Annotated in this window: 8 protein-coding genes and 1 pseudogene; 5 read left to right on the forward strand and 4 right to left on the reverse strand. The window is 71.5% G+C overall.

Annotated features, from left to right (window positions below):
- Positions 1-171 precede the first annotated feature (171 nt).
- Together WA762_RS19655 and WA762_RS19660 are read right to left on the reverse strand one after the other, a co-directional pair.
- A complete protein-coding gene (locus WA762_RS19655; protein ID WP_335937249.1) occupies positions 172-3843 on the reverse strand; it encodes a DNA polymerase III subunit alpha in 3672 nt (1223 codons plus the stop codon).
- A gap of 659 nt (positions 3844-4502) precedes the next feature.
- Positions 4503-5363 carry an aminoglycoside phosphotransferase family protein gene (locus tag WA762_RS19660; protein ID WP_335937251.1) on the reverse strand — a complete coding sequence of 287 codons (861 nt, stop codon included), beginning with the start codon at positions 5361-5363 and terminating at the stop codon, positions 4503-4505.
- 251 nt (positions 5364-5614) lie between these two features.
- Between WA762_RS19660 and WA762_RS19665 the strand changes: the two genes are divergently transcribed.
- From WA762_RS19665 to WA762_RS19685, 5 genes and pseudogenes are all read left to right on the forward strand, one after another.
- Complete coding sequence (locus WA762_RS19665; protein ID WP_335937184.1) at positions 5615-6655, forward strand: ABC transporter permease; 1041 nt, start codon at positions 5615-5617, stop codon at positions 6653-6655.
- 304 nt (positions 6656-6959) lie between these two features.
- Positions 6960-7448, forward strand: a pseudogene (locus WA762_RS19670) (DUF5753 domain-containing protein); the annotation flags it as partial.
- Positions 7445-7705 carry a DUF397 domain-containing protein gene (locus tag WA762_RS19675; protein WP_335937185.1) on the forward strand — a complete coding sequence of 87 codons (261 nt, stop codon included), beginning with the start codon at positions 7445-7447 and terminating at the stop codon, positions 7703-7705. The pseudogene WA762_RS19670 and the gene WA762_RS19675, both read left to right, overlap by 4 nt.
- Positions 7706-7894: 189 nt before the next feature.
- Entirely contained in the window at positions 7895-8101 is a 207-nt protein-coding gene (locus WA762_RS19680; RefSeq protein WP_335937186.1) for a DUF397 domain-containing protein, read from the forward strand.
- Between the two features lie 157 nt (positions 8102-8258).
- Positions 8259-9134, forward strand: coding sequence for an alpha/beta fold hydrolase (locus WA762_RS19685; RefSeq protein WP_335937187.1), 876 nt, complete (start codon positions 8259-8261; stop codon positions 9132-9134).
- Positions 9135-9240: 106 nt separating this feature from the next.
- Here the strand turns inward: WA762_RS19685 and fxsT are convergent, their stop codons facing one another.
- Both fxsT and WA762_RS19695 read right to left on the reverse strand, forming a co-directional pair.
- Positions 9241-13173 carry an FxSxx-COOH system tetratricopeptide repeat protein gene (gene fxsT / locus WA762_RS19690; protein ID WP_335937188.1) on the reverse strand — a complete coding sequence of 1311 codons (3933 nt, stop codon included), beginning with the start codon at positions 13171-13173 and terminating at the stop codon, positions 9241-9243.
- Positions 13157-14512, reverse strand: coding sequence for a TIR-like protein FxsC (locus WA762_RS19695; RefSeq protein ID WP_335937189.1), 1356 nt, complete (start codon positions 14510-14512; stop codon positions 13157-13159). Before WA762_RS19695 ends, fxsT begins: the two co-directional genes overlap by 17 nt.
- Between the last annotated feature and the right edge of the window lie 99 nt (positions 14513-14611).

Below are 14611 nucleotides of genomic sequence, written 5' to 3' on the forward strand. Positions count from 1 at the left end.
TGCCCGGCGGGTCGGCCTCCGGTGTTTCCGGTGTCTCCGACTTTTCCGGTGTTCCTGCTGGCTTTTCCGGCGGGCCCCACGTTCCCGGTGATTCCGGTGTTCCCGGTGATTCCGGTGTTCCCGGTGATTCCGGTGTTCCTGGTGTTCCCGGCAGGTTCCGGTCGATGCCGCTCATCCCGCGCTCCCCGGGCTCTGGTGCCACAGTTTCCGGCCGGTGGCGACGCCCTCGCCCGGCGGCTGGAGGTCGGACCAGGGGTTCATCTCGTACCCCGTCGGCAGCCGGACGCGACGGCCGTCGCCGGTGGGCGCGGGGGTCCCGGCGGCGGGCGTCCCGGGCGGCGTGCCGTCGGCGGTCGAGGGCTCCCGGGCCGGGGATTCCCCTGCCCGGGGCTCCTCGGCCCGGGGTTCCTCGGCCAGCCGGGCGGCGACCGCGTCCAGGCCGCCGGTGCGCCGCAGTTCGGCCAGTTCGGCCAGGTTCCAGGCGGCCGAGCCGACCACGCTCAGGCTCCGCGCCCCGCGCCGCTGCACCACTCCGCGCACCAGCAGCAGCCAGGAGTGGAAGACCGTGTGCGCGCAGGCGGCGTGACTGTCGTCGAAGAAGGCCAGGTCGACCAGGCCGGTGCCGTCGTCCAGGGTGGTGAAGACGACCCGGCGGCCGGAGCGGACCGGCGGGGTCTGGGTGGCCGCCTTGGCGCCCGCGACCAGCACGGTCTGGCCGTGCCGCGCCTCGCGCAGCCGCCTGGCGGAGACCGCGCCCAGCTCCTTCAGGAAGGCGTGGTGATCTTCCATCAGATGGTGGGAGACGTCCATGCTCAGGACGCCCAGTTCGGCGCTGAGGCGTTCGGCCTCGTTGAAGTCGGGCAGCCCGACGGCGCCGGTCCGGCGGCCGCCGCCGAGCGGAAGCTGCTCACCGGCGACGGAGGAGGCGCCCCGCTGGGTGCGGCGCAGCTCTGACAGGTGCAGCAGCAGATCGCGGCGGTTGGCGCCGAACGCGTCCAACGCGCCGACCTGGGCCAGCCGTTCGGCGACCGGCCGGCCCGGCCTGGCCCGCTGCCAGAAGTCCCGCAGCGAGGTGTAGGGCTGCCCGGCCTCGATCCGGGCGACCTCGGCCCCGCTGATGCCGTGGACGTCCGAGAGCGCGAGCCGCACTCCCCAGACCCCGGAGCCCTCCCCAAAGTCCTTCCCGGAGGTCCCGGTCCCGCCCCCATCACTGGACACCAGTTCGATTCGATGAGTGGCGGCCGAGCGGTTCACGTCCAGTCCCAGCACCGGCACCCCGCGCCGCCGCGCGTCCGCGAGCAGCAGCCGCTTCGGGTACATGCCCGGGTCGTGGGTGAGCAGCCCGGCGTAGAAGGCCGCCGGGTGGTGCGCCTTGAGCCACGCCGACTGGTACGTCGGCACGGCGAAGGCGACCGCGTGCGCCTTGCAGAAGCCGTAGCTGCCGAACGCCTCGATGATCTCCCAGGTGCGGGCGATCACCTCGGCGTCGTACTTCCGTTCCGCCGCCCGCCGCGCGAACCACACCCTGATCCGGTCCTGCGATTCGGGGTCGGAGAGCCCTCGCCGCACCCGGTCGGCCTCGCCCCGGCCGCAGCCGGTCATGATGTCGAGCATCTCGATGATCTGTTCATGGAAGACGACCACCCCGTACGTCTCGCGCAGCGGGCCCTCCAGGTCCGGGTGCGGGTAGCGGGCGGGCGTCCGGCCGTGCCGGGCCTCGATGAACGGCCGCACCATGTCGGCGGCGACCGGTCCGGGTCGGAACAGCGAGATGTCGACCACCAGGTCGTGGAAGTCGGCGGGCTGGAGCCGTCCGACCAGGTCGCGCTGGCCGGGCGACTCGATCTGGAAGCAGCCCAGCGTCTCGGCGCTCCTGATCAGCCGGTACGTCTCGGGGTCGCCCGGCGGCAGGGCGTCCAGGTCCACGGCCCGCCCCGAGGCCCTCTCGACCTCGGCGACCGCGTGCGCCATCGCCGACTGCATCCGCACGCCGAGCACGTCGAGCTTGAGCAGCCCCAGGTCCTCCACGTCGTCCTTGTCGAACTGCGCCATCGGGAAGTGCTCCCCGCTGGTGGGGACGACGGGCGTCCGGTACGTCAGGGAGGCGTCCGAGAGCAGCACCCCGCACGGGTGCATGGCGACGCCGCGCGGCAGCGCGTCCAGCGCCTCGACCAGTTCCCAGAGCCGCCCGTAGCGGTCCTTCTCCCGTGCCACGTCGCGCAGTTCGGGCAGTTCGGCCAGGGCCGCGCGGGCGTCGCGGGCCCGGATGTGCGGGAACGCCTTGGCGAGCCGGTCGGTCTCGGCCGGGTCCATGGAGAGCGCGGCGCCGACGTCCCGGATGGCGTGGCGCACCCGGTAGGTCTCGGGCATGGCGACGGTCGCGACCCGTTCGGCGCCGAAGCGTTCGATGATCGCGCGGTAGACGTCGAGCCGGCGGGCGGATTCGACGTCGATGTCGATGTCGGGCAGCACGGGCCGGCGCGTGGACAGGAAGCGCTCCATCAGCAGCCCGTGTGCGACCGGGTCGGCGTGCGCGATCCCGAGGAGATGGTTGACCAGGGAGCCCGCACCGGACCCCCGTGCGGCCACGCGCACCTTCATCGCCCGTACGTCGTCGACGACTTGAGCGACCGTCAGAAAGTAGGAGGCGAAGCCGTGGTAGGCGATGATGTCCAGTTCCCGGCGCATCCGCTCCCAGTAGTCGCGCCTGCGGTCGTAGCCGTGCAGCACCATGCCGGCGGCGGCGCGGGAGGCCAGCACCCGCTGGGCGGTGCGGTGGGCGGCGCCGACCAGGTGCGGTTCGGGGAAGTGGACGGCGCCGAGACCGAGGTCGCTCCGGGGGTCGACGACACAGGCGTCGGCGGTGCGCCGGGTCTCCGCCAGCAGCCGCGCCCCGGTGCCCCGGCCGAGCCCGGCGGCGGAGGCGATCCGTTCGGCCGTCTCCGCCATCGCGCGGGGGGCCTTCAGCCAGCGCTCGCCGCCGTCCAGCGGGGCCCGGCGGGGGTCGAGGGGGACCAGCCGGCGCGCGGCGTCGAGCACATCGGCGACCGGGCCCTGCCCGGGGTCGGCGTACCGGACGGCGTTGGTCAGCACGGCCCGCACCCCCTGCTCGGCGGCGAAGCCGACGGTACGGGCGGCGAGCCGCAGCGATCCGGGACCGGTGCCCTCGCGCCCGTGGTGGACGGCTTCGAGGCGCAGGTCGTCGCCGTGGATCTCCCGCCAGGCGGCGAGCAGCTCGGCGGCCCGGTCCGGGCGGCCGGCGGCCAGCGCCCTGCCGACGTCGGAGGCGGGGCCGAGCAGGACGACGAGCCCGTCACCGGGCAGCGCGGACCGGTCGAGCAGGGGCTGCCCCGCCGCCCCCGTACCGGCGCCCACGCCGGCCCTCGCACCGGGCGCGGCTCCCGCGCCGGCGTACGCGCCCCCCGCAGTCGCGGTGCGCGGCCCGGCGCCGGCGTGCGCGGCGGTCACGAGGCGGCACAGTTCCGCCCAGCCCCGCGCGCCGTCCCGGGCGAGAAAGGTGACCCGTGGGGCCGATTCATCGACAAAGGCGCCGCCCCGGACCGGGGTCCGCAGCCGATGCGCGCCCGCGCCCTCTCTCGTGCGCTCCGCCCCCGCGATCCCCGCGGCGGGCCCCATCGCGAGGTCCACTCCGAAGAGCGGCCGCACCCCGGACCGCTCGCACGCCTTGGCGAACCGGACCGCTCCCGCGAGCGTGTCGCGGTCGGTCAGCGCGAGCGCGTCCATCCCCCGCTCCGCGGCGCGCTCCACCAGCCGGTCCGGGTGCGAGGCCCCGTACCGCAGGGAGAACCCGGAGACGGTATGCAGATGCGTGAACCCTGGCATCCGCACCTCCTGGACCGTTCCGTCGCTCATTCACCCCCTCGTCTCCACCATAGACCAGGTTTCGAACGTTCGTACGATATACGAAGCGGGCAGGGCCGGGGCGCCCGGAGCCGACCGGACGCCACGCCTCGCGGGCCCCTCGCAGCGAAGGTCGAGCGTTGCCGGCGAAGCCTGGCGACCGCCAGGTTCTCTCAGCGAAGGTTGAGTGGCGGCAGAGGCCGGGGCGCGTGAGGACGTGGTGGGGATCGCCTCCCAGCCGTTCTGATCGCACTGGCGCGGCGGCGACGCGAAGCGACGGCAGCCGCCCGACTACTTCGTACGGCCGGCCGACGGTCGCGCCCGGATCGTCGATCTCCACGTCGAGGACCGCGTCGACGAACGGGCTGCGGAGGCATGCGCCGCGACCGGGCGGGCCTGTTCGGCGCCGGGCTGGGAGTTCGTGCACGCCGGGGTGCCGGATCCGGCGTTCATGGCGAATCTGCGGCGACTGGCGGCCGGCGGCTGGCGGCTGGCGGCTGTAATGAATTGCCGCATCTGTTGACACCGGCGCCATGGCTCAGCGCGGCAGCGAGGCCGGCGCGCATGGGGATGCAACGGCGACAGTCTCGTCGCTTGATCCCTCTGATCCCTCGCCGCTTTCACGTGGCCTTCGGCGATTTCTACAGACCGTCCAGTCGCCTGGTCACCGTGTCGAGCGTCGGCCAAGGAGGACCCGCGCGCAGCAGGCGCAGGAATTCCTCTCCGAACCGCCTCCCATTCGGAAACTGGTCGCCGAGCTCCCAACGCCACGCGGCGACCATCGCGATAACGAGCTGCCGACACTCGTCCAGCAGCCCTTGGTCAACGCTTGGATAGTGCTCGCAGACCGCCTCGGGAACATGGGCGAGATCGAACTCGACGGGTCCACGGCAGCACGTCTCGAGGTCGATGAACAACGGGCCGTCCTTCGTGCTGAGCACATTGCCCGGATGCGGCTCGCCGTGGAGCAGCTGCTCCACGGCGCCGCGGTCGTCGATCGCCCGTCGCAGGCTTGCCAGCCTGCCGCCGAGGAACACGCGGTCCGCGTCGGCGAGCTCCGGCGAGCGATCCGGGTCGGCGACGACTTCTTCCGCCTCCGTGATCCGGTCCGTGAACCTCGGGCTCGGCACGTCGACCTCGCGCATGCCGTCGTGCAGCCGCTCCAGCGCCTTGGCGTAGTCGACTGGTGAGGTGCGAGGTGTCACGGGCTCGTAGTAGGTCCACAGCGTCACCGCGAAACCATCGCGCGTGTACACACGCGGGTCCGCCCGAGGCTCCAAGGGACACACCGGGCATCCGGCCTCAGTGAGCCGCTGGGCGAGATCGACTTCGAACTGTGCGACCTCTTGTCCCACGGGGGCGACCCGGGCGAAGACGTCGCATGGCGTCAGCCGCAGTGCCAGCTTGTTCGAGTTGTGAAGAACGGTTGCGTCGTCGGCCGGCAGGCCGAGCGATGCGGCGACCGAAGTCGCAGCCGCGATCGCACGCGTGACGTCGGTCATATCCACCCTCGAATCTTGGCATGGACGAGCGAGGCGATGAAGCCGGCGAGGGCGACGTCGACCAGCGCGGCCAGGCGCCGGCTCCCGCGGCTCGGCACACCAGCGGAGATCGATCACTCGACCTTCGCCGAGAATCGCTCAGCCCTCACTGCGGCAGGTCACCTCGCATGCACGCCCCCAGCCGCGCTCGATTCACCCATTCGGCCTAGTCATTTCTGCACAAACGACCGACACCCCCCACCATGGGCGGAATGAATTTCGTCGATGAAGTGAAGAACTCCGTCACCCCACGAGCCGCGGTACTCGTCATCGGGGTGCTCGCCCTGCAACTGCTGTTCATCACTTCCTATGTCGGAGCCCTGCACAAGCCGAAACCGACGGACGTCCCCTTCGGGGTCGTCGCGCCCCAGCAGATGTCCGCGCAGCTCCTGACCGAACTGAAGAACCTCCCGGGCGGCCCGCTGGACGCCCGCGCGGTCGCCGACGAGGCCACCGCCCGCGAGCAGATCCTGAACCGCGAGATCGACGGCGCCCTGGTGGTCGACCCCACCGGCACCACGGACACCGTCCTCGTCGCCTCCGGCGGCGGCACCGCCATGGCCGACACCCTGACCAAGATCCTCACGAAGGCGGAGGAGGCCCAGCAGCGCACGGTGCGGCCGGTGGACCTGGCCCCCGCGTCCGCCCAGGACTTCAACGGGATCTCGTCCTTCTACCTGGTGGTCGGCTGGTGCGTGGGCGGCTATCTCTGCGCCTCGATCCTGGCGATCAGCGCCGGCGCCAAGCCCGCCAACCGGCAGCGCGCGCTGATCCGGACCGGCGTCATGGCGCTGTATTCGGTGGTGGGCGGAATCGGCGGCGCGCTCATCATCGGCCCGGTTCTCGGCGCGCTGCCCGGAAGCTTCTGGGGCCTGTCGGGGCTGGGGGCGCTGACCGTCTTCGCGGTCGGCATGCTCACCCTCGCCCTCCAGGCGCTCACCGGCATCGTGGGCATCGGCCTGGCCGTCCTGATCGTGGTGATCGCGGGAAACCCGAGCGCCGGCGGCGCCTTCCCGCTGCCGATGCTCCCGGACTTCTGGCGGGCGATCGGCCCGGCGCTGCCGCCGGGGGCCGGCACCTGGGTGGCCCGTTCGATCGCCTACTTCAAGGGCAACGCGATCACCGGGCCGCTGCTGGTGCTGTCCGCCTGGGCGGCGGCGGGCACGCTCGTCACCTTCCTGGCCGCCCTGCGCCGCACCCCGCAGGAGCTCGCCGAGGCCCGGCCGCCGCTCGGCTCGGTGGTCGACGACTGACCCCACTCTTCGCGTCCGGGGCCCCCGAACCCGAGCAGCGGCTGCTCCCGAAGCCGACCGCGGAGAGGGGGACCCCGGCTCACGCGCCGCGGTTCGCCGCGTCGTGCGTCGGGCCACGCAGTCACTCGACGACCTGGACGCAGTCGGGCTTGGGAAACGGCATCACTTCCCAGCCCATGGGCCATCCTCGTGGCCCATGCTCCCTCCTTCGGCTTCGAGGAGGCGTCGAGGCCGCCTCGCCCGGGCATGAAGGCGTACCGCCGCTCGCTGAGCCCCCGCCTCGGGATACTGTCCGCTTGTTCGAAAAAGACAGTTGCAGACCCCGGAGTACGCACGCGCGGTCTTCGCCTCCCTCTATCCGCCGTTGGAGGAGGAGCAGATCGAGGAACGGGTCGCGTCGCGGATCGACCGGCAGAGGATCTTCGACCGGAAGCCCAGGCCGATGGCCAACTTCCTGCTGGAGGAGAGCATTCTGCACCGTCCGATCGGGGGCCGCCGGGTGCTCCGCGAACAGCTTCTGCACCTGCGACGATGCGCCGGACTCCCTTTCCTGGGACTGCAGATCGTGCCGACCGACCGCGAGATGCACGCGGCCCTGGACGGCCCGATGGTGCTGCTGGAGACCCCCGATCACGATCAGATGGCCTATATCGAGGGGCAGCGCGTCAGCTTCCTGGTCGACGACCTCGACGAGGTCAGCGTCTTCCATCGGAAATATGGGATGCTGCGCTCTCAGGCGCTCCCTCCCGAGCAGAGCATGCGCCTCTTGGACGACTTGCTTGGAGAGTCATGACTTCCGCAGCACACCCCGACCACGACCTCGCACTCATCTGGTCCAAGTCCAGTCACAGTGGCAGCGAAGGCGGCAACTGCGTCGAGGTCGCCTATGACTGGCGCAAGTCCAGCCACAGCGGCAGCGAGGGCGGCGACTGCGTCGAGGTGGCCGCCCGTCCCGCCGCCGTCCACGTCCGCGACTCCAAGACCGCCGACGGTCCCATGCTCACCGTCGCGCCCGCCGCCTGGACCGCTTTCCTCGCCGGCGCCGTCTGACTCCACGTCATCATCATGTGAGACCGAGCGAGTCGGGCGCGCCGCGCCCGCACCACGACGGAGGTGGCACGGAGCACGAAGCCGGGTGCCAACTGATCGCCTACGACCGGCCGGGTTACGAGCGCCCCGACCGACAACCCTGAACGTGTAGGGGTCTGCTCGGTTCATCGAACAGCTGCGGGGAGAGACATGAGCATGGAGCAAGTTGCGGGGAACGCCGACGAGCTGCACTGGTTCAAGAGCAGCTACAGCGGATCGGACGGCGGCGACTGCGTGGAAGTGGCCGCCGACCACAACGCCGTACGCGTACGGGACACCAAGGCCCGGGGCGACGGGCCGGCGCTCCGGATCGGCCTCGGCGAATGGGCGGCATTCGTCGCGTTCGCACGCGGGTAGTCCTGGCGAGGGGCCCGGGCGGCACCACGATCGCGCCCCTTGAACACCTCCTCCTTTCTCAACACGCCGTCCCTATAAGGGCTCTGATGAGTCATCATCATTTGGGGGCGGGGAAGCCGGGCACGCCGTGCCCGCACCACGACGGAGGAGGCACGGAGTGCGAAGCCGGGTGCGCGCGGAGGACGGGCGGCATCTGATGGTGGAGCGTCTGGGCGATCCGCGCGGCAGACCGGTCTTCCTGCTGCACGGGATGCCCGGCAGCAGGCTCGGCCCAGCCCCGCGCGGCATGGTGCTGTACCAGCGCAAGACACAACTGATCGCCTACGACCGGCCGGGCTACGGGCACTCCGACCGGCTGCCGGGCCGCTGCGTCGCCGACGCCGTGCAGGACGTGCGGGCCATCGCGGACCATCTCGGCCTCGAACGGTTCGCGGTGGTGGGCCGGTCCGGCGGCGCGCCGCACGCGCTGGCCTGCGCGGCGTTGATGCCCGAGCGGGTGACCCGTACGGCCGCCCTGGTCGGGCTGGCGCCCTGGGGCGCCGACGGGCTCGACTGGTTCGAGGGGATGGCCGCCTCCAATGTGCTGGCGTACTCCACCGCGGCGACCGACCCGGACGGGCTCGCGGAGTCCTTCATCTCGCGGTCCGCGGTGATCAGGAAGAATCCGGTCCGACTCATCGACGACCTGCGCCGGGAGCTGACCGAATCCGACCGGATGGTGGTCAACGACGCGGGGGTCCGCACCATGCTGCTGCGCAACTACAGCGAGGGGCTGCGCACTTCGGCATGGGGATGGATCGACGACGCGATCGCGTTCAGCCGCCCTTGGGGGTTCGACCCCTCGGACATTCCCGGTCCGGTGCTGCTGTGGCACGGCGAGAAGGACGTGTTCTCGCCGGTGGGCCATTCCCGCTGGCTGGCCGACCGCATCCCGAACTCGACCGTGGTGGTGGACCCGACGGCCGCGCACTTCGACGCCCTGCACGCCCTGCCCAGGATCCTCAACTGGCTGCTGGAACCGACCGCCGGCTGAGGCCCCGGGCGCGGACACGGGTACGGGCGACGCCGCCGGGCGGGACGAGTGCCCCGCCGGGGCGGTCGGGGCGGGCCGGCCGGATGGCGGACCCGCCCCCGGCCGGTCACGCCCCCATCGGCTCCAGCTCGCGCTCGAAGCGGCGCTCGTCCCGGGCGATCCGGGTCATCGGGTGGTCCTCGCCGAGCTGCCGGGCCAGTTCGTCGCCCGTTTCCGCCCGCAGCCGCGCCGCCTCCTCCTCGCGTCCCATCGCGTCCAGTGTGACCGCCATGTTCGACGTCATGGCCAGGGTCTCCGGGTGATGCGACCCGAGGGCGTGCCGCAACTGCCCGGCCAGTCTCCGCTCGGTCCTCAGCACGAGGTCGAGATCGCCCCGTTCGGCCGTCGCGTTGGCGAGGTTCATGGCGCAGAACAGCGTGTTGGGGTGCTCCTGCCCGTACATCTCCCGCATCGATGCGACCACCCGGGTCAGCACCCGCTCCGACTCCTCCACATCGCCGACGCCCAGGTGGTAGACGGCGAGGTTGTTCAGCGCGGCCAGAGTGGTCGGGTGCTTCTCCCCCGGCACCTTCATGTACTGGTCGACGACCTGCTGCGCGGTGTCCCTGGCCTCGGTGAGCTCGCCCGCCGCGTACAGGTCGGCCGCCAGGTTGAGCTCGCAGGCGAGCCATTCCGGGTTGGCCGCCGTGTACTTGGCCCGGTAACGGCCGAGCGTGGCCACCGTGAGCCGGCGGGCTTCCTCCAGCCTGCCCGCCCTGCGCAACGAGACCGCCAGGCTCTTGGCGGCGCTCAGCGTGCCGGGGAAGGCCCGCCCGAGGGTGGCCTTGTAGCTGTCGTATGTGCGGCTGAGGATGGCGACGGAGTCCTCGTACCGGCCGACGTCGCGCAGGTCGCGGGCCAGGTTCATGGCCGAGGACAGGCTGTAGGGGTGCTCCTCCCCCAGCACCTCGACCCTTCGGTCGAAGACGTCCTGGTCGATCTCGCGGGCCCGGGCGTACTGCCCGATGGACCGCAGGGTGAACGCCAGGTTGTTCGCCGCCGCCAGGGTCCTGGGGTGCGAGTCGTGGAAGATCTGGTTGAACCCGTCGGTGGCCTCCGTCGCCAGCTCGATCGCCCTGGTGTACTCGCCCAGCGTGCCCAGGTCCGTCGCCAGGCTGCTGATGCTCATGTAGGTGTGCGGGTGCTCCGGGCCCAGCACCTCCTGCTGCACCGCCAGAGTGATCTCGTCCAGCTCCCGCGCCTCCACGTAACGGCCGCGCGAGCGGTAGATGTTGGCGAGGTGGAAGCAGAGGTAGAGGTACTGGATGTCCCGCTCGCCGAGCGTCTCCTTCCAGATGGCGCGCAGCTCCTCGCAGAGCGCCCCGGCGGTCCTGAACTCGCCGCGCTTCCAGAGGTAGCGGACCCGGTCGATCAGCAGCCTGCGGGCCTCCGGCTCCTTGCAGTTGCGGGCGTCGGAGGGGGCGAGGTGCGGCCAGATGGTGGCGAACTGCGGCCAGGTCGCGGGGTTGTCGATGGGCTCGTCGTCGTCGGGCCGGGCGCCCGCCAGGATGCGGTGGACGGCGTGCCGGGCGTCCCGCCGCTCCTCCTCGCTGAGCTGCGCCCGGATGACGGCCTGGACGAGGCGGTGCACCTGGATGGAGTTGGACACCTGGTCGACCTTGGCCAGGGCGAACCGGCCGATCTCCCGGATGACCCGGCCCAGCACCAGCTTCTCCTGGAGCGCGGGGTCGTACGGCTTCAGCGCCTCGATCATCTCCTTGCTGTAGAGGAGATTGCCCGAGATCGGCTCCGGGGCGAAGAAGGCGCAGAGCTGGAGCAGCCGCACCGCGGCGGGCGAGCGCTCCTTGAGCCGTTCTATGGAGATGTTCCAGGTCGCGGCGACCGGCTGCGGATAGCCGGCCGGCTGGTTGAGCGCCAGCACCTCGGGGGCCTGCTGGGCCAGCTGTTCCAGGTACGTGTCGATCGGGGTGGCGGTCTCCGCGATCCACGCCGCCGCCTGCTCCACGGCCAGCGGCAGGTCGCCGACCGCCATGGCCACCTGGTCGGCGTCCTCGGCGCTCAGCCCCGGCGCCCGGCGCTGGAGGTGCTCGACGGACTCCTCGCGCAGGAACACGTCGACGGGCAGCGCGTCGCCGTGCTGCGACCACGACTGGTTCCGGGAGGTGACCAGGATGTGCCCGGAACCGCTCTGCGGGAAGTACCGCTTGAGCCGTTCGGGGTCGTCGGCGTTGTCGAAGACCAGCAGCCAGCGGTCCGTGGGCACACCGCGCCGCAGCAGGTCCACCGCCTCCCGGGAGGCGGCCACCATGTCGTCGCCGCCCTGGGCGCCGATCTGCACGGCCAGCTCCGCGAGCGAGGCCACCACGTCGTCGGTCTGCTCCGACGCGATCCACCAGACCAGGTCGTAGTCGGCCATGAAGCGGTGCACGTACTCCAGCGCCACCTGGGTCTTGCCGACGCCGCCGAGGCCGTACAGGGTCTGCGGCTGGGGCAGGACGACGGCCATGCCGCCGCCGAGCTGGTCGCGCATCCGCTCCAGGACCGTGGAGCGGCCGGTGAAGCCGGGGTTGCGCGGCGGCGCGTTCCAGATCCGGGGGACGGTGCCCGGGAAGCGCGGGCCGGGCGGCACCCCGTCGGTCGGCTGCACCGGCCGGTCCAGGGCGCGCAGCAGCGCGGCGGTGGCGTGCGCCTCGTCGAGCCGGAAGAGGTCCACGGGGTTGCGGTCGATGTAGGACGCCGACAGGCGCACGTCGCCGACCCTGACCGGCAGCAGCTGGCGCCGGCCGCCGCCGGGGTCGTCGGACGCGGCCCGGTTCCAGGCGCCGACCGCGCGCTGCGACTTGAGGTAGGCGTTGGAGAGCAGGACCACGGTGCGGGCCGCGTTCTCCGCGGTGGCCGTCTGCTCCGTACCCTCCCGCTCGACGGACACGTCGCGCGGCACGACGCGGAATCCGGCCCGGGTGAGCACGGATTCGATCCAGTCGGCCCACATCCGGTTCTCCGCCACGTAGCTGAGGAAGAGATCGGCGGGCAGGGTGGGCCGGCGCCGGGTGAACGCGTCCCGGATGCGCAGCCGCACCTCCTCGCCGACCGGGGGCATCGAGGTGATCCGCCGGTCGGTGATGAACGCGGTGAGCCGTTCGAAGGCGGAGAGCAGCGAGTTGCTCAGACCGGCTTCGTCGCCGAAGGTGGCGAGGGTCTCCTCGTACGCGTAGTAGGGGCGGTACGGGATCTCCACCGCGCCCCAGTAGGCGGTGAGCTCGTCGCCGGAGAGGTCGCGCGGCAGCCGGTCGAACTTCAGCCGGGCCAGGGCCCGTCCGGCGTCGGCCTTCTCCTTCTCGCCCTCGTCGATGCGCATGGGGACGGGGTAGATCGCGATGGGGCGGCCGGTGTAGCGCTCGGAGATCTGCCGGGCGACGGAGGCGGCGCCGTCGATGGACTGGTCGCTGAGGGTGAAGCAGTCGACGAGGACGTCGGGCAGATGGACGGTGCAGATGTCGGCGATGTCGCTGAGGCCGGTCCGGCTGTCGATCAGGACGTAGTCGTAGTTGGCCTTCATGTCGTCGCGCAGGGCGTCGAAGAAGTGGCCGCCGCCGAGCCGGTCGTAGAAGTTGTCCCAGTCGAAGGTGGAGACGGTCGCGGAGTACTCACGGTTCTGGCGCCCCGCGGAGACGAAGTCGAGGGTGCCGCCCTGCGGGAACTGCCAGCCGAACGTCTCGGGGGTGAGGGAGACGGCGTGCGGCTGGATGCGGGCGTAGTCGCGGTGCCAGTCGTCGGGGCGCCGGGCGGGGCTGGTCGCGGCCCACGCGTACTCGGTGATCAGGTCGATGACGCCGGTGGTGGCGCCGAGCGTGGAGGGGTCGAGGAACGGGTGGAAGAACCGGTGGAGTCCCGGCGCCTCCAGGTCCCAGTCGACGGCCAGCACCCGTTTTCCGTTGGCGGCGAGTATCCAGGCGGTGTTGGCCAGGGCCATGGTGCGCCCGGTGCCGCCCTTGTACGAGTAGAAGGTGACGATGCGCCCGTCACGACCGGTGGTCATCCGTGTCCTCCGCATCCGTCGCAGGGTCGTGTGTCTCGGGGAGGTGGTCCGTCTGCGCCATCGGCCCCGTCAAGCGTGTCCGTTCGGTGTGTCCGCCGCCGGCGGGCGGGTAGACCGTCGCGTGCCTCAGGTACTGCTGGGCCGCCACCTCGACCACCTGCGGCAGGATCTGCCCGAACGCCTCCATGCTGGGCACGCCCTTGGCGGCGGCCCGGCAGAAGGCCCGTCCCTGGCGCATCTTGGCCGGCATGGTCTGTTCGAGCTTCTCGGTGAGTTCGGCCTCGGCCACCCTGTTCTCCAGGTCCTCCCGGTTCCACGGCACGACCATCGTCACCCAGGGGCGGTCCTCGGCGTCGAAGGCGGCGAGCCGCTGCCGCCGCTCCTCGTCCTGGAGGGCCCAGCGGTCGACGAGCAGGATCTCCGGCCTGCTGGGCGTCTGCTTGCCCTCGGGATGCCCGGACTCCTCGTCGAAGGAGGCGATGGTCGCCTGGTAGTTGAGGGACCGGACCAGGTCTTCGGCCACATAGGCCAGCGGGCGGACGGCGGCCGGATGGTACGGGTTCCAGTCCTGCGGGGTGTCGCCGTAGTACTCGTCGCTGCGGCCCTCGGGCAGTTCGTGCCGGGTGGGCGCGGCGATGGTCACCTGCATCGGGCGCGGGGAGACCGTGCTGTTGGGCGGGCCGAAGGCGCTGGGGGCCATGCGGTAGTCGACGGGGCGGCCGGTGCCGAGCCGGATCGTGTCCGCCACATTGACTATGCGTTTGGCGAGTTCGTAGACGGCGCGCTCGTACTCCTCGGCGAAGAGCCGGAGTTTGATGAGTCCATAGAGTCCGTCGCTGACGTAGCGGTCCCCGAAATCGCGGTGATTGAACTGCAATCGCTCTGCGGGGCCCGGGAGTTGACTCGGCGGCACCGGCACCCAGAGCGCCGGGACGATCGCCTCGGCCCGCTGATTCGAGCGGGCGCGATGATGGATGGCGCGCTGCGCGAAGGCGTACCACTCCTTGCCGCACATCTCACTGGCGAAGTAGCGCGGCGAGAACAGCGGAACGAACACCCGGCAGGTGGCGAGCACCTCGCCCAGCCGCTCCGACCAGCCCTCGCCGGAGCGTATCTCCCGGTCGATGAACCCGGCGGGCGCGCCCGCGGGCAGATCGGTCATGGCCATCACATGGCCGCAGAGATCGTGGAAGAGCCGCTCGACCCACATGTCGGGGTCCGTTCCACCGCCGTACCCCGGTGTGTGGGCATAGCTCAAGAAGAAGTACGGCCGATGGTCCGCCGCTCGCTGTTGCGTTGTTGCGTGCACACGACCCCCGTCCTGTGTGAGCACCCGCATCCGAGGCGTGAAGTGAATGCGGGCGAATTCATCATTCCGGAGCGGACGCTGCTCCACCCCCATGGCGTTCGGTCATTCAACGCCGGTTTCCAGTCATAC

This window comes from Streptomyces tyrfis (assembly GCF_037034285.1).
GTDB lineage: Bacteria > Actinomycetota > Actinomycetes > Streptomycetales > Streptomycetaceae > Streptomyces.